This is a genomic window from Tessaracoccus lubricantis (genome assembly GCF_039544535.1).
GTDB classification, from domain to species: Bacteria; Actinomycetota; Actinomycetes; order Propionibacteriales; family Propionibacteriaceae; genus Arachnia; species Arachnia lubricantis.
In genome coordinates this window covers 45,900-66,532 of record NZ_BAABLV010000026.1, presented here as the reverse complement: position 1 = coordinate 66,532, position 20,633 = coordinate 45,900, and the positions used below count along the sequence as shown (strand labels likewise).

Annotated in this window: 20 protein-coding genes; 4 read left to right on the top strand and 16 right to left on the bottom strand. The window is 68.3% G+C overall.

Annotation, left to right across the window (positions count from 1 at the left end; genetic code table 11):
• Positions 1–13 precede the first annotated feature (13 nt).
• Both ABEA30_RS08330 and ABEA30_RS08325 read right to left on the bottom strand, forming a co-directional pair.
• Positions 14–883: a WXG100 family type VII secretion target gene (locus ABEA30_RS08330; protein ID WP_345581790.1), complete on the bottom strand. Its 870-nt coding sequence runs from the start codon at positions 881–883 to the stop codon at positions 14–16.
• A gap of 1 nt (position 884) precedes the next feature.
• Positions 885–1,205, bottom strand: coding sequence for a hypothetical protein (locus ABEA30_RS08325; protein WP_345581788.1), 321 nt, complete (start codon positions 1,203–1,205; stop codon positions 885–887).
• Positions 1,206–1,260: 55 nt separating this feature from the next.
• Between ABEA30_RS08325 and ABEA30_RS08320 the strand changes: the two genes are divergently transcribed.
• Positions 1,261–1,887, top strand: coding sequence for a hypothetical protein (locus ABEA30_RS08320; RefSeq protein WP_345581786.1), 627 nt, complete (start codon positions 1,261–1,263; stop codon positions 1,885–1,887).
• On the opposite strand, the gene ABEA30_RS08315 is transcribed toward ABEA30_RS08320, so the two are convergent.
• Genes ABEA30_RS08315 through ABEA30_RS08305 form a run of 3 tightly spaced genes read right to left on the bottom strand, consistent with a single transcriptional unit; the run spans position 1,884 to position 5,423 of the window.
• Positions 1,884–2,405, bottom strand: a complete 522-nt coding sequence (locus tag ABEA30_RS08315) for a hypothetical protein (protein ID WP_345581784.1) — start codon at positions 2,403–2,405, stop codon at positions 1,884–1,886. The genes ABEA30_RS08320 and ABEA30_RS08315 overlap by 4 nt on opposite strands.
• A complete protein-coding gene (malQ, locus tag ABEA30_RS08310) occupies positions 2,402–4,552 on the bottom strand; it encodes a 4-alpha-glucanotransferase (protein ID WP_345581782.1) in 2,151 nt (716 codons plus the stop codon). Before malQ ends, ABEA30_RS08315 begins: the two co-directional genes overlap by 4 nt.
• Positions 4,553–4,562: 10 nt before the next feature.
• A complete protein-coding gene (locus ABEA30_RS08305) occupies positions 4,563–5,423 on the bottom strand; it encodes an RDD family protein (RefSeq protein ID WP_345581780.1) in 861 nt (286 codons plus the stop codon).
• Positions 5,424–5,480: 57 nt separating this feature from the next.
• Between ABEA30_RS08305 and ABEA30_RS08300 the strand changes: the two genes are divergently transcribed.
• Positions 5,481–6,605 carry a serine/threonine-protein kinase gene (locus ABEA30_RS08300; protein WP_345581778.1) on the top strand — a complete coding sequence of 375 codons (1,125 nt, stop codon included), beginning with the start codon at positions 5,481–5,483 and terminating at the stop codon, positions 6,603–6,605.
• Here ABEA30_RS08300 and ABEA30_RS08295 read toward each other — a convergent pair.
• Positions 6,587–7,945 carry an MFS transporter gene (locus tag ABEA30_RS08295; RefSeq protein WP_345581776.1) on the bottom strand — a complete coding sequence of 453 codons (1,359 nt, stop codon included), beginning with the start codon at positions 7,943–7,945 and terminating at the stop codon, positions 6,587–6,589. The two genes, ABEA30_RS08300 and ABEA30_RS08295, sit on opposite strands and share 19 nt — an antisense overlap.
• 67 nt (positions 7,946–8,012) lie before the next feature.
• Here ABEA30_RS08295 and ABEA30_RS08290 point away from each other — a divergent pair, with 67 nt between their 5' ends.
• Positions 8,013–8,255, top strand: coding sequence for a DUF3039 domain-containing protein (locus ABEA30_RS08290; RefSeq protein ID WP_345581774.1), 243 nt, complete (start codon positions 8,013–8,015; stop codon positions 8,253–8,255).
• 56 nt (positions 8,256–8,311) lie between these two features.
• Here ABEA30_RS08290 and ahcY read toward each other — a convergent pair whose 3' ends face one another.
• The 10 genes from ahcY to ABEA30_RS08240 form a co-directional block, all read right to left on the bottom strand.
• Complete coding sequence (gene ahcY / locus ABEA30_RS08285) at positions 8,312–9,736, bottom strand: adenosylhomocysteinase (RefSeq protein ID WP_345581772.1); 1,425 nt, start codon at positions 9,734–9,736, stop codon at positions 8,312–8,314.
• A gap of 33 nt (positions 9,737–9,769) precedes the next feature.
• Positions 9,770–10,198, bottom strand: a complete 429-nt coding sequence (locus ABEA30_RS08280) for a type II 3-dehydroquinate dehydratase (RefSeq protein ID WP_345581770.1) — start codon at positions 10,196–10,198, stop codon at positions 9,770–9,772.
• Between the two features lie 45 nt (positions 10,199–10,243).
• Entirely contained in the window at positions 10,244–13,276 is a 3,033-nt protein-coding gene (locus ABEA30_RS08275) for a type I restriction endonuclease subunit R (protein ID WP_345581768.1), read from the bottom strand.
• Between the two features lie 10 nt (positions 13,277–13,286).
• Positions 13,287–14,216 (bottom strand): restriction endonuclease, encoded by a 930-nt coding sequence (locus tag ABEA30_RS08270; protein ID WP_345581766.1) that lies wholly within the window; start codon positions 14,214–14,216, stop codon positions 13,287–13,289.
• Positions 14,213–15,433 carry a restriction endonuclease subunit S gene (locus ABEA30_RS08265; RefSeq protein ID WP_345581764.1) on the bottom strand — a complete coding sequence of 407 codons (1,221 nt, stop codon included), beginning with the start codon at positions 15,431–15,433 and terminating at the stop codon, positions 14,213–14,215. The genes ABEA30_RS08270 and ABEA30_RS08265 overlap by 4 nt, the downstream gene beginning before the upstream one ends.
• Complete coding sequence (locus ABEA30_RS08260; RefSeq protein ID WP_345581762.1) at positions 15,430–16,998, bottom strand: type I restriction-modification system subunit M; 1,569 nt, start codon at positions 16,996–16,998, stop codon at positions 15,430–15,432. Before ABEA30_RS08260 ends, ABEA30_RS08265 begins: the two co-directional genes overlap by 4 nt.
• A 166-nt stretch (positions 16,999–17,164) precedes the next feature.
• Positions 17,165–18,187: a hypothetical protein gene (locus ABEA30_RS08255; RefSeq protein ID WP_345581760.1), complete on the bottom strand. Its 1,023-nt coding sequence runs from the start codon at positions 18,185–18,187 to the stop codon at positions 17,165–17,167.
• Positions 18,184–18,372, bottom strand: coding sequence for a Trm112 family protein (locus tag ABEA30_RS08250; protein ID WP_345581758.1), 189 nt, complete (start codon positions 18,370–18,372; stop codon positions 18,184–18,186). Before ABEA30_RS08250 ends, ABEA30_RS08255 begins: the two co-directional genes overlap by 4 nt.
• Positions 18,373–18,399: 27 nt before the next feature.
• A complete protein-coding gene (locus ABEA30_RS08245; protein ID WP_345581756.1) occupies positions 18,400–19,758 on the bottom strand; it encodes a phosphohexomutase domain-containing protein in 1,359 nt (452 codons plus the stop codon).
• A gap of 18 nt (positions 19,759–19,776) precedes the next feature.
• Positions 19,777–20,157, bottom strand: a complete 381-nt coding sequence (locus ABEA30_RS08240) for a DUF3499 domain-containing protein (RefSeq protein WP_345581754.1) — start codon at positions 20,155–20,157, stop codon at positions 19,777–19,779.
• A gap of 37 nt (positions 20,158–20,194) precedes the next feature.
• Between ABEA30_RS08240 and ABEA30_RS08235 the strand changes: the two genes are divergently transcribed.
• The gene (locus tag ABEA30_RS08235) at positions 20,195–20,632 is read left to right on the top strand and encodes a metallopeptidase family protein (protein ID WP_345581752.1); all 438 of its coding nucleotides are present in this window, start codon (positions 20,195–20,197) and stop codon (positions 20,630–20,632) included.
• Position 20,633: the final 1 nt, after the last annotated feature.

Genomic DNA, 20,633 nt, shown 5'->3' with positions numbered 1-20,633 from the left:
GCCGGCTCCAGCGTCAGCGGGCGGCGCCCACGGCGTCGTTGGAACCACGGACGGCGTCCGTGGCGTCCTGGCCGGCGTTGATCACCTCGCCGACACCGCCCGGCATCGACAGCCCCGGCACGCCAGTGACGGCGCTGACGCCGTCGAGCCCGACGTTGCCGGCGAGGTTCGTCGGGATCTTGATGGGTGCGGCCAGCGCGGTGAGGACCGCCTTGTCGACCAGCCCGGCTCCCTTCTTGGCCTTCTCGATGGCCAGGAAGAGCTCGCGGATGGCCTTGAGCACCTGCGCCACCTTCTTCATGATCGCCTCGATCTGCTTCAGCGTCCGGGCCAGTGCCTGCAGCACCTTGGCCGCCCGCTCGACGCCGCGCAGGACCTGGGCCAGGGCCTGGGCGCCCTTCGCGAGGTTGGCCGCCACCCAGGCGACTGCAGAGGCACCCAGCGTGAACACGGCCAGCGCGGCGGCGACTGCCAGCGAGGACACGAGGAACTCGATGACCCCGCGGATGATGTCGAGGATGAGGTTGGCGCAGCTGACGCTGGTCTCGGCGGCGGCCTTGAGGATCTCCTGCGTCTGGGAGATGGCCGGTGCCAGCGACTCCAGGTTCTGGCTCAGCTGCTGCATCTTGGCGTCGAAGGCGTCGCGCGCCCGGCCCTCCCACATCGCGATGCCGGCACGGGTGGACTCGACCTCCGCGGCGAGCTGCTCGACGCGGCGGGCGATGGCGTCATAGGTGGGCGCCTGGGCGGCAACCTTGTCCGGATCACCCGTGATCCAGCGCAGCGCCTCGGACGTCTTCTCGTACGGCCATTCGAGGACCTGCCGTACGGGGCCGGGGCACTGCTGGTACCAGCTGTCGAGGCTGTTGTTGTACTGGTTCACGTCATGCCTCCCCGAAGAACTCGTTGATGGCCTCGGTGGCCGCGGCCTCGATGGCCTCGTAGGACTCGGCGCACAGGTGGAGGCCGTCGGAGGTCTGCTGCAGCACCGCCACCAGCTCGTCGAGCGCGGTCCCGCACTCCGCGGTGTGGTCTTGGAACGCCTCGAAGATCCGCGTCTGCAACCACGGGACGCGTCCGAAATCCGCCTGGGTCAGCTGCACCGAGTCCAACGCGGACACCTGGTCCTGCGCAGTCGCGTGGAGGCCCTGGAAGGAGTCGCCCGCGCTGCTGAGTTCCGGATAGCTCACCTTGTAATCGGTCACCGGCACAACTTACGGCACGAGCCGGTTCACCCCCACCCGTGCTTGAATGCATGCCATGGATTTCCCCCACGAGGCACTCGACACCCCGCAGCTGCGCGAACTGATGGCGTTGGCGGAGGCCCGCTACACGGGTCATGACACGCTGGGCGCTGCCACTGCCGTGGTCGACGGCGGGCTGACGGTGCTCTCGGCGGACCCCGGCCCCGTGGAGCGGCCCGCCCAGGCCGGCACCGCCCTCACCGAGGCACTCAACGACGCGCTCGCCCGAGCCGAACGCGACATCGAGGCACGCATCATGTCCGGGTCCCTGCTCTCGCCGCAGCTGAAGGCAGCGATGGCGGACGGTTCCCTCACCTCCGAGGAGTACCGGCCCGCGGCAGAGTTGATGCGCACGTTCGAGGGCGCCTCCGACGACGGCCGCGTCGTCATCGCGGTCGATGCGCGGACTCGCCGGGTGACCGCCGTGTACGTGCAGGACCTGGCTGCGGAGTCGCTCGGGCAGGTGCCCGTCGCCGCGAACCGCGCCCTGGCCGCCTCGCAGGTGGGGCGTGACGGTGCGGAACCGCTCAACGAGAAGTTCGACAAGCTCATGGCCCACTTCGAGGCAGACATGACCGCCCTCGAGGGCCGGCTGGCCGCCGTCGACGACCAGTTGGAGGAACTGCTGCGCAGGCTGGGCTAGTTCGGCAGCCCCACGAGCCCCCGCCAGTCGGCGGCGAGCTTCTTCGCGGCACCCCAGAACACGAGGCCGGCCACCAGGCGCAGGAGCGAGCCGTCGGTCATCGTGACCCGAATGCGCCCGTGCTGCCCCAGCCGCGGGTCGTGCCGGATCTCGGCCAGGGCGGCCAACGGCCACGCTCCCGTGAGGGTCGCCTCGTCGACCCCGATGTCCAGGGCGAGCAACCGCCGGTCCGTCAGCACCAGGTGGTTGCCTCGCCGGAAGGCCCGCACGGCCTCGGCCGCCGTCGACACCGGCGAGCCCAGGAGCGTGACGCCACTGATCAGCGACTCGGCCGCCCGGTTCCACTTCGGCACCGTCAGCCCGTCGATGACGTCGAACGTGACGACGTTGTCCTCCGTCCCGGTGATCTCGCGGCCTTCGAAGTACGACACCTGGGTGGCCGCCACGGCGCTCTCCCCCGGTTCCAGCACGGGCTCGACCTGCTCGCGGTAGATCTTCAACGAGTCGAGGAAGCTCATGCCCACCTCGAGTCCGGCTGGCTGTCGAAGCCGTTCATCACGGCCGCCAGCCGACGGGGCAGCTCGGCCTGGAAGATCTCGGCGAGGTCCAGCCGTCGACCGGTCTGGTCACCCAGCGGCACGCGCCAGTTCGGGTACTCGTTCACGGTGCCGGGCTGGTTCTGCGCCCTGCGCTCCCCCACTGCGTCGGTCAAGCCTGCGAGCAGCACCTTCGACGGCGTCCGCAGCAGGAACTTGTGCAGCGCCAGCATCACCTCGACGGGGTCGTCGGCGTGGGCGGGGTCCAGCAGCCCGTCGGCGACCAGCTTGCCCAGCCAGTCGGCCTGTTCCCGCTGAGCCGAGGCCAGTTCGGATTCCAGCGGCTCGGTGAGCAGCCCCAGGTCGTGGCGGAGCCGCACGTGGTCGCCTGCGAGGTACCCGAGCGTCGGCGGCAGGTCGTGCGTGGTGACCGAGGCCATGCAGTACTCGCGCCACCACTGCGCGTCGAGGGGTTCGCCCTGCATGCCGGACTCGAACCACAGCACTGAGGTGCCGAGCAGCCCGCGCCGCGACAGGTAGTCGCGCACCCAGGGCTCCACCGTGCCGAGGTCCTCGCCGACGACGAGGGCTTGGGCGCGCTGTGCCTCCAGCGCGAGGATGCCGATCATGGCCTCGTGGTTGTTGCGCACGTAGGTGCCCGCCGTCGGCCCGAGGCCCTGGGGCACCCACCACAGCCGGAACATGCCGATGATGTGGTCCACGCGGAGGCCGCCGACGCGTCGCAGCGCCGCGGAGACCATCGCGCGGAACGGTTCGTAGGCCAGTTCCTGCAGCTTGTCCGGCCGCCACGGGGGCTGTCCCCAGTCCTGGCCGGACTGGTTGTACTGGTCTGGCGGGGCACCGACGCTCATGCCCTGCGCGAAGACGTCGGGCATCATCCACGTCTCGGCACCGTAGCGGTGCACCCCGACGGCGAGGTCGGTGACGATGCCCACCGGCATGCCGACCTCCTCGGCCACCGTCTGCGCGGCCGAGACCTGCGACTGGGCCACCCACTGCAGCCATTCGAAGAAGTCCACCTCCGCCGCGTGCGCCTCGGCGAACTCGGCGACGGCCGGGGACGTCGGCGAGCGGTACTCCTCGGGCCAGTCGAGCCAGTACTGCCCCAGCTCGAGCGTCAACGCGCTCCACAGCGCGAAGAACCGCAGGCCCACGCCCTCACGGCTGCGGAAGTCCTGGTAGGCGATGTGCCGCGCCGGCCGCATGCCTGCGGCGTGGATGAGGCGCAGGGCCTGCAGCTTGAGCGGCCAGATGGCGTTGCGGTCCACGATCCCGGACGCGTCGGCGGCGGCCTGCGCCTCCCGGAGGAGGGCCTTGACCTGCTTGCGCTCGTCCTTGCCCAGGGTGGCGTACTCCGGCACGGATTCCGGGTGGATGTAGATGGGGTTGATGAACCGGCGGCTGGCGGGCAGGTAGGGCGACGGCTCGATGGGCGGCGCGGGCTCGGCCGCGTGCAGCGGGTTGATCAGGACGTAGCCGGCGAACTGCCGGGTGCCTGACCAGGTGATGAGGTCTGCCAGGTCACCCAGGTCGCCGATGCCCCAGGAACGCTCCGACGTCACCGAGTACAGCTGCGTGCCGTAGCCCCAGATCCGCTCGCCGCGCATCCGGTTGGGGAAGCCGACGAAGCCGGGCGTCACGATGAGCGAGGCGTGGTGGGTGCCCGCGACGGTGCGCGCGACCACCTGGTGGTAGCCGGTGGGCAGGTCGTCGCCCAGCCAGAACGTGGCCTCACCGATGGGGGCGCCGTCGACCCAGCGGTCAGGCGTGCTGTTCTCCGCCTGCCACGCGGGCCGGGTCTCGCCCGACTCCAGCCGCACGTAGACCTCCACGGACGTGCCGGAGGGCACGTGCACGTCGACGTGGACGCCCTGGCCCTCCTCCACGACGGTGCACGCAGGCAGCGGGCGGCGCCACAGCTCGTCGTCCAGGCGCACGAGCGCCGCATCCGCAGCCTCGGGCGTGGCGGCGTCGATCTCGAAGGCCTTCAGCACCCGGATGATGGTCTCGGCCGGAATGGCCTGGTGGCGGCCCTTCCAGTCCCAGAACTCCTGGGCGATGCCGAATCGCTCTGCCAGCCGCGCCAGCCCGGGGTACACGTCGCTCACCGGCACGAGCCTAACGAACCTTCAGGACCACGGTGCGCGCCACGTAGTCGGCGATGGTCTGCTTGCGCGGCGTGAAGGCGGCGAACAGGCCGTTGATGATGCCCACGAGCGACAGGGCATACAGCACGGGCGAGGCGATCGAGCGCAGGATGATCTGCCCCCAGCCGAGCTTCTCGTCGGGGTTCGACGCGGGCACGGTGCGCGCGCCGATGGCCAGCTGGCCGACGGTGGCGCTCTTCCACGCGTACATGAGGATGCGGTACACGATCCACACGATGACCTGGATGATCGACAACTGCACGATCGCGTCGTCGAACGCGGGGGGCAGCTCCGGCGGGGCGGCCGTCTGGCTCTCCGACCAGATCAGGAGATCGCGGAACCACTGCTCGAGTGCCCCGCTCGCACGGTCGGTGACACCGGTCATCATGCCGATCAGCCAGTTGGGGATCATGATGACGAAACCGTCGATGACGTAGCCCAGGAACCGCCACCAGAAACCCGCCGGGCGTGGGAGCTGCTGCGCGCCGTAGCCGGGGTAGGCCTGCATGCCGTACTGCTGCTGGCCGTAGGGCTGCTGCCCGTACTGCTGGTAGGGCTGCTGCCCGTAGCCCGGCTGCTCGCCGTACGGCTGCTGGCTGTACTGCTGCTGCGACTGCGCGTAGCCGTGCCCCGACGGCGGGCTGGCGTAGGACTGCGGCGCGGCGAAGCCCGCGTCGGGGGCGGAGGAGGGGGATGCACCCGCGGGGGCCTCGGGGGCCGCCTTGTCCCGTGTCGACTGCGACCAGGCGACACCGTCCCAGAACCTCTCACCCCCGCTTCCTGCGGGATCGGGGTACCAACCAGCGGGCGGCTGCTGCGGCGAGTTCGTCATGGTCCCAAGGATGCCAGAGATCAGGAGACTTCCCGGTTCGTGCGGTTATGGGGGAGAATGCGTAACGCAATGGAGATGATCGGGCGCTACAGGATCACCGGACGTATCGGGTCCGGGTCCTTCGCGACGGTCTACCGAGGCCAGGACGACACCCTCGACGTGCCGGTGGCGGTCAAGGTGCTGGCGGACAACTGGGCCACCAACGACGACGTGCGCGCCCGCTTCCTGGCTGAGGCCCGCCTGCTGCGTCGCCTCTCCGACGAGCGCATCGTGCGCGTCTACGACATCGGCACCACGGACCGTGGCCAGCCCTACTTCGTCATGGACCTCGCCAACGGGGGCTCCCTGGAGCAGCTGCGCAAGCGCATGGTGGCCCCCGGCCTGGCGCTGCGGCTGTGCGCCGAGGCCGCCCGCGCGCTCGAGGTGCTGCACCGCAACCAGTTGGTGCACCGCGACATCACGCCCGGCAACATCCTGCTCACGAACTCCCCCACCGGCGTGCGCGTCATGCTGGCAGACCTCGGGGTGGCGAAGTCGCTGCTCGACGAGTACCGCGACACCATGACCGCCGGCACCCCCGCCTACATGGCGCTCGAGCAGGCGAACTCCACCCAGTTGGACCAGCGCTCCGACATCTACTCGCTCGCCTGCGTCACCTACGCCCTCCTGACGGGCCGGCCGCCGTTCCCCGTCAAGACCCTGGCGGAGCTGCTGAGCCGCAACCACAGCATCGGCCCCGCGCCCATCGCGGACCAGATCGGGGCGCCGGAGCTGCTGGACCAGCTGATGGCGTCGGCGCTCTCCCCAGACCCCAACCGCCGACCCCAGACGGCCGCCCAGTTCGCCGAGGTCCTCGACCGCCTGGCGGACCAGTTGCCGGGCGGCGAGTCCTACCAGCCGCGCCCCATCACCTCGACGGCGAGCGCGGCCATCGGCCAGCTGCCCGCAGCGCCGCAGCCCATCGGCGTGCTCATCAGCGGCGGGCGGCAGGGCGGCGGCAGCCTCCCCTCGCGCAGCGAGACCCCGGTTTCGATGCTCGACAACTACATCGGCCGCGGCCGCTACGCGCCGAAGAAGTCGACGGAGACGCACTCCCCCTGGTTCTACGTGTGGGTCACCGGCTCGGCGCTGCTCCTGCTGGCGCTGACGATCTGGCTGACGGTCTACGTGCTGACGCGCTGAGCGTGCAGCTCGTTCGGGAGGTGGCCGATCCGCCTGCTGACCCCGACGGCGAGGACGGCCAGCAGCAGCACGGCGGCCAGCGACATCGCATAGCTCAGCTTCTGCGGCTCGACGAACAGCAGCGCCGTGTAGATCCCGCCGGCCAGCGCGGTGACCACGGAGTTGCCCACTGACTCGGCCACCTGCAGCGACGACTGGTGCCGCCCCTGCTCGAACTGCGACGACAGCCCCATCACCGCCACCGAACTGCTGGGCATGGTCAGGCCCATCCCCAGCCCGGCGACCACCCAGCCAGCCAGGCCGGCCACGAGCGGCAACTGCGGGAACCACGCGAAGGCCGCCAGGGTGGCGATGCCGACGGACGACAACACTGCACCGAGCGTGATGAACGCGTCACGACCGAGCGGCATCCAGCGCTGCGCCTGCACCCAGGAGCCGGTGGTCCACCCCAGGCTGCCGACGGTCAGCGCCAATCCCACCTGGAACGGCGTGTAGCCGCGAAGGTCCTGCAGCGTGACTAGGACGATGGTCTCCGCCGCGAAGAAGGCACCGGCCTGCAGGGCCCGGGACGCGACGATGCTCGGGATGCCCGGCCCGATGCCCCGTGCCCTGGGGGCGATGATGCGCCGCAACCCCCACGCCAGCGCGGCCGCCCCGGCGGCCGCCGACACCCAGCGCCAGGGCCCCAGCGGCTGACCGGCCAGCAGGATGAACGACGGCGCCAGCGTCACCGCGAGCGTCGCCGCGACGGGCACCGGCGGCACGTCACCGTCGCCCTGGAACCCCGCCTGGACGCGGCGCAGCCCCGGCAGGGTCATCGCGAACGCGAGCACCATCAGCGGCACCATCACCGCGAACACCAGCCGCCAACTGGACAGCGTCAGCCACGCCGCCACGGGCGGGCCGACGAAGGCGGGCAGCAGCCAGCAGAACGACACGAGCGCCATCACCCTGGGCCGTTCCTCCGCGCGGAAGCCGTGCGCCACGATGACCATCAACGTCAGGTTCAGCGCACCGGCGCCCAGGCCCTGCACCACGCGGGCCACGAGCAGCACCCACACCGACGGCGCGAGCCAGCCCATGACCAGGCCCAGGCCGAACAGCGCGAAGCCCACGTGGATGGGCAGCGACGGCCCGCGCACGTCGGTGACCCGGCCGGCGACGATGACCGCCAGCAACATGCCGGAGACGAACGTGGTGAAGGCCCAGGGGTAGAGCGCGACCGCGTCGAGGTCGCGCATCACGGTGGGCAACGCCGTCGCGATCCCGATGGCCTGGAAGGCGACCGCGAAGACGCTCAGCATGATCCCCACGATCAGCGCCCGCCGTCCGTGCGTCATGAAAACCTCCTTGGCCGGGGCCCATTGTGCCGCACGACCATCAGCGCCCCGACGTAGAATCGGGCGCATGAGTGAACTGGCCCCCGGATCCCAGACAGTTGTTGACGAGCGCACGGAGCTGTTCGAGGACGGCGACCAGGACCGCTTCTCGCACTACGTGCCCAAGGACAAGCTGATGAAGGCCATGGTGACCGGCACGCCCGTCGTCGCCCTGTGCGGCAAGGTGTGGGTGCCCACCAAGAACCCCGACAAGTTCCCGGTGTGCCCGGAGTGCAAGGAGATCTGGGAAACCCTGAAGCCCCGGGAGTGAGGCCCACCGCAGCCAGGTGACGGCCCTCGGTGATGACCCACCCCGGGGGCCGCGCGTCAGTAGCGGTAGTGCTCCGACTTGAACGGGCCCTCGACGGGCACGCCCAGGTACTCAGCCTGCTTGGCGCTCAGCTCGGTGAGCTTCACGCCCAGCGACGCGAGGTGCAGCCGGGCGACCTCCTCGTCCAGGTGCTTCGGCAGCACGTAGACGCCCACCGGGTACTCGGAGTGCTTGGTGAACAGCTCGATCTGCGCCAGCACCTGGTTGGTGAACGAGTTGCTCATCACGAACGACGGGTGCCCGGTGGCGTTGCCCAGGTTCAGCAGGCGCCCCTCGGACAGCACGATGATGGAGTGGCCGTCGTCGAAGCGCCACTCGTGCACCTGCGGCTTGATCTCGATCCTGGTGACGTCCGTGCGCTGCTCGAGGCCGGCCATGTCGATCTCGTTGTCGAAGTGGCCGATGTTGCCGACGATGGCCTGGTGCTTCATCCTGGCCATCTGCTCGTGCGAGATGACGTTGAGGCACCCGGTGGCGGTGACGAAGATGTCGGCGGTGGCCACGACGTCGTCGAGCGTGGTGACCTGGTAGCCGTCCATCGCGGCCTGCAGCGCGCAGATGGGGTCCACCTCGGTCACGATCACGCGGGCGCCTTGTCCGCGCAGCGACTCCGCGCAGCCCTTGCCGACGTCGCCGTAGCCGCACACGACGGCGACCTTGCCGCCGATCAGCACGTCGGTGGCGCGGTTGATTCCGTCGATGAGCGAGTGGCGGCAGCCGTACTTGTTGTCGAACTTCGACTTGGTCACCGAGTCGTTGACGTTGATGGCCGGGAACAGCAGCGTGCCGTGCTTCGACATCTCGTACAGGCGGTGCACGCCGGTGGTGGTCTCCTCCGTCACGCCCTGGATCGACGCGGCCATGGCCTCCCAGTCGACCTTGCCGAAGGCGTCGCGCAGCGTCTGCTTCACGACGCGGAACTCGTGCGAGTCGTCGTCGGCGTCGGCCGGGGCCTCGCCCGCGCGCTGTGCCGCGACGCCCTGGTGGACGAGCAGCGTGGCGTCGCCACCGTCGTCGAGGATCATGTTGGGGTGCTGCCCGTCGGGCCAGTCGAGGATCTGGCGGGTGCACCACCAGTACTCCTCCAGCGTCTCGCCCTTCCACGCGAACACCGGGACGCCCTGCGGGTCCTCCGGGGTGCCGTGGGGGCCGACGGCGATCGCCGCGGCGGCGTGGTCCTGGGTGGAGAAGATGTTGCACGAGGCCCACCGGACGTCGGCGCCCAGCGCCACGAGCGTCTCGATCAGGACGGCCGTCTGGACGGTCATGTGCAGCGAACCGGCGATCCGGGCGCCCTTCAGCGGCTTGGAGTCACCGAAGCGCTGCCGCATGGCCATGAGGCCGGGCATCTCATGCTCGGCGAGGGTGATCTCCTTGCGGCCGAAGTCGGCCAGGGACAGGTCAGCTACACGAAAATCCACGCGGCACACTCTACCCGGCCACGCCTGATTCCCTCAGTCCGTCAGCGAGGCCACGTGCGCGAGCGCCAGGTCGTAACCGCCCACGCCACAACCGATGATGATGCCGGCCGCCTTGGCCGACAGCACGCTGTGCTGGCGGAACTCCTCGCGGGCGTGCACGTTGGAGATGTGCACCTCCACGTAGGTGGTGAGCGCGGCCGCGTCCGCGACGGCGTAGGAGTAGTGCGTCCAGGCGCCGGCGTTGAGGACGACGGGGACCCCACCGTCGGCGGCCTCGTGCAGCCACTCGATCATCTGGCCCTCGTGCTCCGTCTGACGTACGTCGACGTCGAGGCCCATGCCGCGACCGGTCTCGACGAGGTGCCCGGCGAGCCCGGCGTACGTGACGCCGCCGTAGATCTCCGGCTGACGGGTACCGAGCCGACCCAGGTTGGGGCCGTTGAGGACGAGGACCTTGCGCATGCATTGAGGGTATCGGGAAGTTGCATCCGCGAAGGGCGGCAGGGTTCAACTCAGGCCGAGGAAGCGTTCCAGGAAGCTGCCCAGGCGAGCGAGCACCCGCGCCTTCCTTGCGGCGTGGTGACCACCATCCGGGGCGAATCGCGAGGCCGGCGGGAGGATGCGTGTGATCGACGTACCGCTGGTCTGAAGCGTCCCATCGACCAAGGCGTGCCGGACGTACTCCCGGGTCTCGGCGGGCTTGAGTCGTTCGTCGTCGATGATCGTCTGGAGTTCCTCCTCCCGACGCCGGTGAATGTACGCCTGCCATTCGGAATCGAGGTCGCCGTGGGATGACACGGAATCCACGAACTCCTCGATGAGGTCCTTCTTGCTGCGCAGGGACGGGGACGCGTCGACGGCGCGGGTGATGGTTGCGCGCAGTTCCTTGTCGTCGCCGTCGCCTCGTTGCTGCCGGTACTGCTCGACCAGCATGAGGATGTAGTCGACGTTGATCTCCACCTGCTTGACGAGCTCGATCTCGAACACCACATCGTCGTTGATGCCCTCGCGCTCGGCGACTGCATTCGCGCGGTACTGGGCGTGCAGGTCGAGGTAGCGGCTGCGGTAGTCCTGGCTCTGCCGCTCGGTCAGCAACTGGTCTCCGGCGAAATCGTCGAATGCGGTCAGGATGTTGGTCAGGCGGAGGATGGCGCCGAACAGGCCGATGAACGCCTTCTCCTCGCCCTCGCCGATCAGTTGCTGGTGCAACGGGAAGCGGTCCAGCAATTCGGTGACCTTCTCGGAATATTCCGCGTGGTAGTCCGCGTAGGGCTTCAGGAGGACGATGCCGCGGGCGTCGCGGTTACCGAAGAGCGCGATGGCGTCGTTGGTCTGCTGCTCCAGGTCCCGGAACGACACGATGTTGCCGTAGGTCTTGACCGAGTTGAGGATTCGGTTGGTGCGGGAGTAGGCCTGGATGAGGCCGTGGGCGCGCAGGTTCTTGTCAACGAACAGCGTGTTGAGGGTGGTGGCGTCGAAGCCGGTGAGGAACATGTTGACGACGATCACCAGGTCGATGTCGCGGTTCTTCAGCCGCATCGACAGGTCCTTGTAGTAGTTCTCGAACCGCTGGGCCGAGGTGTCGAAGCTGGTGCCGAAGAGGTCGTTGTAGTCTTGGATGGCGTCTTCGAGGAAGTCGCGCGCCGACGCGTCGAGGCCGTAGGTGTCGAAGCCCTCCTCGTCGAGGACGCTGTCGTCGAGGGCTTCGTTCGCGGCGTAGGAGTAGATCAGGCCGATCTTCAGCTGTTGATCCGAGGGGAGGTCCTGTTGCTGGAGGTGGAACTGGTTGTAGTAGCGGCGGGCCGCTTCGATCGATGCTGTGGCGAAGATCGCGTTGAAGCCTCGCACGCGTTTGGCGCCCAGCGTGTAGGCCTGCGACCGCTTCGTCTTCTGGTCGAAGTGCTCCAGCGTGTAGGCCACGATCTTGGAGATCCGCTCGGGGGCGAGCAGGGCACGCTCGGTGTCGATGGCCGATACCTGCTTGTCGACGACCTGCCCCACCTGCACCGTGTTGACGTAATCGATGCGGAACGGCAGCACGTTCTTGTCGGTGATCGCGTCGACGACTGTGTAGGTGTGTAGCTTCTCGCCGAAGGCCTGCTCAGTGGTCCGGAGCTGGGGGTTGCCACCGGTGCCGGAGTTGGCAGCGAAGATCGGGGTGCCGGTGAACCCGAAGAGGTGGTAGCGCTTGAACGCCCGGGTGATGGCGGTGTGCATGTCGCCGAACTGGGAGCGGTGGCACTCGTCGAAGATGATCACCACGTGGCCGGTGTAGATCTCGTGGCCCTTGTTCGCCGCGATGAACGTCGCCAGCTTCTGGATGGTGGTGATGATGATCCGCGCCGACGGATCCTCCAACTGTCGCTTCAACACTGCCGTCGAGGTGTTGGAGTTGGCCGCGCCCTTCTGGAACCGGTCGTACTCGCGCATGGTCTGGTAGTCCAGATCCTTGCGGTCTACGACGAACAGCACCTTCTCCACGCCGGGCATCCGGGTGGCGAGTTGGGCGGCCTTGAAGCTGGTCAGCGTCTTGCCCGAGCCGGTGGTGTGCCACACGTAGCCGCCCGCGTCGAGGGTGCCGAGCTTCTTGTAGTTGGTGGCGATCTGAATCTTGCCCAGGATCCTCTCGGTGGCCACGATCTGGTAGGGCCGCATCACCAGGAGCAACCTGTCGGTGGTGAGCACGCAGTACCGGGTGAGGATGTTGAGAAGGGTGTGGCGGGCGAAGAACGTCTTGGCGAACGCCGTCAGGTCCTGGATGGGACGGTTGTTGGCGTCGGCCCACCATGAGGTGAACTCGAACGAGTTCGACGTCTTGCGGGTGCGCCGCGACCCGGAACTCTCGGCCACATGCTGGCGGCGGGTGGTGTTGGAGTAGTACTTGGTCAGGGTGCCGTTGGAGATCACGAAGAGCTGGACGTACTCGAACAGTCCTGACCCTGCCCAGAACGAGACGCGCTGGTAGCGGTTGATCTGGTTGAACGCTTCGCGGATGTCCACCCCGCGACGTTTCAGCTCCACATGCACGAGCGGCAGGCCGTTGACCAGGACGGTGACGTCGTAGCGGGTGGCGTGGTTTCCACCGCCCTCGCCCGTGCCGGTCTCGTACTGGTTGAGGACCTGCAGTGTGTTGTTGTGGATGTGCTCCTTGTCGATCAGCCGCACGTTCTTCGTCGACCCGTCGTTGCGACGCAGCAGCTTGACGTGGTCCTCCTGGATGCTGACGGTCTTGTCGACGATCCCCGCGTTGGCGCTGGAAACCTGCTCAGTGAAGAAGCGCTGCCATTCGTCGTCGGAGAACGTGATCTGGTTGAGCGCCTCCAGCTGGAGGCGCAGGTTCGTGATGAGGTCGGCCTCGCTGGTCACATGGAGGCGCTCGTAGGCCTGCGACTCGAGGGTCGCGATGAGTTCGCGTTCGAGGTCAGCCTCCGACTGGTAACCCGCCGCCGAGGAGGGCTCCGCCACGTACTCGGCGACGACTGTGCTCTCTGAGCTGACAGCGATCGGCTCGAAGTGCGTGGCAGGTCCGTGCTTCATCATCGTCGGTCTCCTAGAGGCTGTCGAAGTAGTCTTCGTCGAGGCGGAACAGGCTCACGGTCTGCTCCGCTTGCACGCCGACACGATGCGCAACCAGCAACTGTGCGAGACGGCGCCCGTCGATCAGTTCAATCCTGGCGTTGATGCGCTCGGCTTCCAGTCGCGCGCCCTGCGTGAAGCTCGACGTTGTGATGTAGACGCCGCGGTCGCCTTGCTTGCCCAGCAGGGCGCCAGCGAATTCGTGGATCTTCGGGCGATCGATGGGTCGGTCCACGGCGTACCGCTTGGCCTGCACGTAGATGCGGTCCAGCCCCAGCGGATCTTGGCTGATGATGCCATCGACACCCGCATCGCCGGTCACACTCGTGCGCTCCAGGCCACCGCTACGCCCGTACCCCATCGCCGCCAGTAGACGGATCACCAACTCCTCAAAACCGGTGGGCGACAGCGCCAACGCCGCCGACAACACCTCCCCCTCGACGGCGGCCCGGTTCGTGCGCACTGCCTGCTCCACGAGGTCGGCAGGGGTCGCCTCTGGCAACTCCACAGTCGCTGCCCGCGCGGCAGGCGTAGGGTGCTCGATGCTCTGGGAGGGCTGACGGGTGCGGTCGCGGAACTCGACGTACTGCGGGTACTTCTCCAGGACCCTCATGTCGATGCGGTCGGGGTTCTCAGCCAACGCTCGGCGACCGGCCTCCGTAATCCGAACCTGGCCACGACTCGGACGCTCCACCAGACCCGATTGCGCCAGGTAGGTCAACGCCCAGCCGACGCGGTTGTCCATCGTGCGCTGACGCCCGCTGGGCAACATCTCAGCACGCTCGTCAGCTGTGAGGTGGAAGGCGTCTGCCATCGCGTCCTTGACGTCGCGTGAGCGGCGCATCAGCCCGTCGTCGAGATGGCTCAGGACGGGACGCATCAGGCTCTGGAAGTCCGGGATCACTTCGCCTCCTCGAAGGTCAGCAGCTTGTCGCGGTAGTACTCGTACTGTCGACGGCGTGCAGCAAGCTCGGCAGGGAGACCGATGCTGAGGTCATTGAGGAGAGCATCGAAGGCATCCAGCGTCTCGACAATGCGCTCTTGGTCGTCCAGGGGGCGAAGCGCAATCGGGATCTTCGCGAGGTTTTCACCTGAGAGGCGTTTCACCTTGGCGCGCGCTACGTATTGCGCCTTCGCGTCGTGGAACGCGCTGGTCTGGGACCAGTACGACACGTACTTGGGGTTCAATGTGTGGCGGAATGTGAAGCAGTCATCGTGGACGGCTACAGGCTCATCACCGAGCCACGCGACAGCCTTACCTACGTCCTCGACCGTCTCACCCACCGCTGCGAACACGACGTCTCCCTTCCCAGCGAATCTCAGTTGAGGACGCAGTTCTGGCCGCACTGAGGTCTTGGCCTCGGCAGCCGAGACGCCGTAATGGGTGTAGATCTCGCCATAGTGGATAGAGCCGATCCCATGCTCGTCCACGCGGTCGTTCTTGGTGAAGCGCCTTCCTCTCACGAACGAGCCAACTGTCCCCAAGGGTTCAAAGGAAGTGGACCCTCGGATCAACAACTCGTCACGGAGATGGGCGTATTGAACCCGTCGCGCCTCCAGCTCCGCCTCCAGCTCCGCCTCCAGCTCAGTGAAATTATCCAGGATGCGGACGATCTCACGCTGCACCTCAAGCGGGGGTACCGGGACCACAATCTTTCCAAGGTCTGCCCCCGAAAGACGCCGAACCTTGGCTCCCGTAATGAACGGACGCTTCTGGACTTGGAAGCTCGTTGACGCAAGAAAATAGGAGACGAACTTAGGATCCATGCCGTGGCGGAAGATGAAGGCATCACCGCTCACGGCCGCCTCCATTTCACCCAGCCATGCGGTGGCCTTCCCAACGGCCGCGTCGTCTTCGCTGGTTGTGGCCAGGACGACATCGCCAGGCTTGGCCCTTCGGAGCCGGGCAGCCATATCCGGAGCCACAAACGACTTCGTAGTCGTGGTCCAGACTCCGTAAGTAGTATGGATCTGGCCGTAGTGGATCGCGGGGTGGCCCGACCCTTGCAGGTCGGACTTCTGCAGCCCCCCGCCCCGAACGAACTCGCCGACGCTGCCGAGGGGGCGGTGATCCACCCCTGTCGGGGACAACTCGGCGATCAGCCTGCTGAGCTGGCTCAACGTGACCCCTCCAGGTCGGCGACGATCTCGTCGATGGCTGTACGCAGCTCGTGCTGCCGGACGACGATGCGGGCGATCTCAGTGTTGAGTGCGCTGATGTCGATCTCCTCGCGGGTGTCTTCCTGCTGGACGTAGGAGGACACGGCAATGTTGTAGTCGTTGGCGGCGATCTCGTCGGCGCTGACGAGCTTGGCGTAGTGGGCCTCGTCGACGCGGTTGGCGAAGGCGTCGAGGATGCGCCGTTGGTGGGGGTCGGTGAGCTTGTTCTTGTTCCCGGCGCGGGTGAACTCGGCGGAGGCGTCGATGAACAGGATCTGGTTGTCGGTCTTCGACTTCTTCAGCACGATGATGCAGGTGGCGATGGTGGTGCCGAAGAACAGGTCCGGAGGGAGTTGGATGACGGTGTCGATGTAGTTGTTGTCGACGAGGTATTGGCGGATCTTGCGCTCGGCGCCGCCCCGGTAGAGGACTCCGGGGAACTCGACGATCGCGGCCGTGCCATTGACCGCCAGCCAGCTGAGGATGTGCATTGTGAAGGCGAGGTCGGCCTTCGACTTGGGTGCCAGCACCCCGGCGGGCGAGAAGCGCGGGTCGTTGATCAGGAGGGGGTTGGCGTCGCCGTCCCATCTGATGGAGTAGGGCGGGTTGGACACGATCGCTTCGAACGGCTCGTCGTCCCAATGCGCCGGGTCGGTGAGGGTGTCGCCGTGGGCGAGGTCGAACTTCTCGTAGTTGATGTCGTGGAGGAACATGTTGATGCGCGCCAGGTTGTAGGTGGTGAGGTTGATTTCCTGACCGTAGAACCCGTTGTGGACGTTGTCCTTGCCGAGCACCTTGGCGAACTTCAGCAGCAGCGATCCGGATCCGGCCGCGGGGTCGTAGACCTTGTTGACCGACGACTTGCCCACCACCGTGATGCGGGCCAGGAGTTCCGAGACTTCCTGCGGGGTGTAGAACTCGCCCCCAGACTTGCCGGCGCTGGAGGCGTACATGGTCATCAGGTACTCGTAGGCGTCACCGAACAGGTCGATGGTGTTGTCCTCGAAGTTGCCCAAGGGGAGGTCGCCGATGGCGTCGAGGAGCTTGACCAGCTTCTCGTTGCGCTTGGCGACGGTGGGGCCGAGCTTGGAGCTGTTGACGTCGAGGTCGTCGAAGAGGCCCTTGAGGTCGGTCTCGCTGGGGGTGCCGAGCGCGGAGCCCTCGATGTTGGTGAACACCCGCTCGAGCGTCTCGTTGAGGTTGGCGTCGTGCTTCGCGCGGGCACGCACGTTCACGAAGAGCTCGGAGGGCAGGATGTAGAAGCCCTTCTCGGCGACGGTGACCTCGCGCCCGAACTCTGCCGCGTCGTCGCTCAGTTCCGTGTAGTCGAATCCGGTCACGCCCGCGTCACGCTCGAAAGCGTTGAGGTACGAGGCGAGGTTCTCCGAGATGAAGCGGTAGAACAGCATGCCCAGCACATAGCTCTTGAAGTCCCAGCCGTCGACGCTGCCGCGCAGGTCGTTGGCGATGCGCCAAATGGTCTTGTGCAACTCAGCGCGCTGGGCTTCTTTCGTGGTGGGTGCCATGGGGGGCCGTCTCCGTCGGTCGTCTTCAACTCTCGAGGTCACCCTATCGACGGCCACTGACTTCTGGCTCAGGCGCCCCGTTCCTAGCCACAGCACGGCGAGAACGTGCCTTCGACGACATCCGTCGCGCCCCCGCCGGGGCCGCAGGCCCCCGGGTTCGGCGCGGTCACTCGGCTGCGGCCAGGCCGATCTCCAGGTAGGCGGCGCCGTAGAGGCCCTTCTGCAGCAGCGTGATGTAGCGCTCGACGTCCGTGGCGGCCAGGTCTGCGTCGCCTGAGGAGACCCGGGCCACGCGCAGGCCGCGCGATTCCGCCACGTCCGCCAGGTCCATCGCAACGCCCGAGAGCCGGTCCGGCAGCTTGTCGTCGTCGAGGAGCACCAGTACGGGCTGGGCCTCGGAGTCGCCGTCGAAGGGGTCTGCGAACGGGTCGCGAACGGGCGCCGACATCAGGAGGGTGCGGATCTCCGACGCATCGGCGGCCAACGCCGGGCGGCCACAGGCCCTTCGCACCGCCTCAGCGATGCGGCGCGACGCGCGGGCGGCCAGCGTGGTGCCGCCCCAGATGAGCGGCAGCCGGTCTGCCAGCGCCAGCGCCAGCTCCTTGCCGGGGTTCTCGGACAGGTCGCTGGTGGGCGCGCAGGCCTCCGCCACCAGGTCAGCGGCGTCCGCGACGTGCTCGGGGTGCACCAACGGGCCCAGCCCCAGTTCACCCAGCTGCGCCAGCACGGCGACGGCGGCAGCCACCGGGTCGTTCTCCTCCAGCGGGATGAGCGTGGTCGAGTTCGAGCGCGTGACCTCCGCCAACTCGGAGTCCTCCGGCGCGGCGACGATCAGCGTGGCGCCGCGACGGTTCGCCTCAGCGGCGCACTGCACCACCCAGGCCGGGGTCTCCGTCGTGCCGAGGATCACGGCCAGGTCCAGCGGCCCCACCCAGGCGGGCAGCCCGGGGCCGGGCCACGCCATGAACGGCACGGGGCAGGCGGGTTCGAGCACGGCGCGCACCAGGCGCGACTCGGCGCCCATCGCCAGCACCCCGCGGGGACGGTCTGCCCGCTCGAGGCGGCCGTGCGGCTCCGACAGCGCGGCGCGGCGGATGCGCGCACCCGCCATGGCCAGTGAGCGGAGCCCCTCGTGCTGCTCGAGGTCTGCGGCCTCGAGGCGCGAGTCGTCGAACTGGGGGCCGTTCACTGCGTGCTACGGGCCTGGTCGATCAGCAGCACCGGGATGCCGTCGCGCACCGGGTACGCCAGCCCGCAGGCGTTGTTGGTGCACACCAGCTCCTGCTGGTCGTAGTCGACGGCGAACTTCGCGTGGCATGCCGGGCACGCCGCGATCGCCATGAACTCGGGCGACAGCTCGAGAGTTTCGGCCATGGTTCCTCCTCGGTGGGTGAATTCAGCTTAGTCCGCGTGGGGGGTGCGGACGAGGGCGAGCACCTCGTCGCGGAGGGCCTCCATCGTGGCCCGCTCCCGGGCCTCCACGTTGAGCCTCAGCAGGGGCTCCGTGTTGCTCGGGCGCAGGTTGATCCACCAGCCCTCGGCGCGGTTGCGGACGGTCAGCCCGTCGAGCCGGTCCGCCCCTCCCCTGCCCTCGAACGCGGCCGCCACGCGGTCCATGCAGGCCGCGGCGTCGTCGACGGTGGAATTCAGCTCACCGGAGCGGTGGTAGGAGTCGTGCACCGCCGCCAGCTGGGACAGCGGCCGGTCCGCCGAGCGCAGCAGCTCGATGACGTGCAGCGCGGCGAGCATGCCGGTGTCGGCCGACCAGAAGTCGCGGAAGTAGTAGTGCGCGGAGTGCTCCCCGCCGAACACCGCGCCGGTCTCGGCCATCAGCGCCTTGACGTAGGTGTGCCCCACGCGCGACTGCCGGATGGTGCCGCCGGCGGCCTCCACCGCCTCCCCCACGCCCCAGGACGTGATGGTGTTGGTCACGATGGTGGAGCCGGGGTGCTTGGCCAGCTCGGCCACGGCGATCATCGCGGTGATCACGGAGGGGTCCACCACGTCGCCCTGCTCGTCGACGATGAAGCAGCGGTCGGCGTCGCCGTCGAAGACCAGGCCCAGGTCGGCTCCGTTGTCGACGACGGCGCGCTGCGCGTCGACGAGGTTCTCCGGCTCCAACGGGTTGGCGGGGTGGTTGGGGAACGAGCCGTCGAGCTCCAGGTACAGGCCCACGATGTCCAGGGACCGCCCTGCCAGGGCGGTCAACGCGGTGTGCCCGGCCATGCCGTTGCCGGCGTCGACCACGACGGTGAGCTCCCTGTCGCCGGTGGGCGGCACGAGGTCGCCCAGCTTGTCGGCGTAGGCGTCGAGGCAGTCGAGCTCGCGCACCTCGCCGCGTACCTCGCCGCCCAGCGCGACGGTGGCTGCCAGGTCACGCAGCCTGACCATGAAGTCGGGCGGCACCGGCTTGGCGTCCGCGAGGCAGAACTTGATGCCGTTGTACTGCGCCGGGTTGTGGCTGGCGGTGAACTGGACGCCCGGCAGGCCCAGGTGGCCCGACGCGAACCACAGCTGGTCGGTGGAGCTCAGGCCGATGTCGACGACGGAGGCGCCGGCGCGGCGGGCCCCGTCGATGAAGGCCCAGGAGAGTTCCCGGCCCAGGACCCGCATGTCGCGGCCGAGGACGAACTCGCCCGGCCCCAGCAGCTCGACGAACGCCGCGCCGAGGGCACGCGCCCCGTCGAGGTCCCATTCGGGCCGGTCGCCGACGACCACGCCGCGGATGTCGTTGGCCTTGAAGATGTCAGGGTGGAGCACCCAGTCAGACTACCGTGCTCACTCGCCCGTAGGCACGAGGCGCAGGTGGCCGCCACGGCCGTGCTCCGGGCCCAGGACGACGGCGGGGACGGCCGGGTCCGGCACTCGGGGCGGGGGGTCGTCGTGGCGCAGGCCGATCGCCCGCACGGCATCCGCCAGCGCCATCAGGTCGTCGGAGGCCTCCGGCACCGGGGCGGGCGCAGCGCCGTTGAGCGGGATCCGGATGAGCTCCCAGCCGTTGGGCGGGCTGGTGCGCTCCGCGTGCCGCAGGCACAGGTCGTAGATGCCCGGCTCCGGGGTGAGCGAGAGGGGGCCCAGGACCGCCGTGGAGTCTGCGTAGACATAGGTCAGGGTCGCCACTGCGGGCGCGACGCAGGCGGTACGGGAACAGGATCGCACCCGAGCAAGGTATCCCACCCGCCACTAGAGTGGCGACATGCCACGCAGACGAGACCGACATGACCGCGGGATGCGGGGGCCGATGGCCACGCCCAACCCGCTGTCGGGCAGGCCCGTGCCGCTGGGCAGGCCCACCCGCGTGGACTACTTCAACGAGTGCGTCACCAACGCCATGGCCGACATCGCCGCGGCCTGTCCCGATGCGCTCAACGGGATCATCGTGGGCGTCGAGGAGGTGCCGCACCTGCGGGGCGGCTGGACGGGTGACCGCGTGCCGCTGTCGGCGGCCGTCGAGCCCAGCCGCGGCCGCAAGGCGCAGATCGTCATCTTCGAACGTCCGCTCGAGCACCGCGCCACGTCCCGGGGACAGTTGCGTCGGCTGGTGCACCGCACCATCGTCGAGCAGTTGAGCACGCTCACGGGCCGCAGCCTCGAGGACCTGGGCGGCGACGAGGACTGGGACGACTGGGACTGAC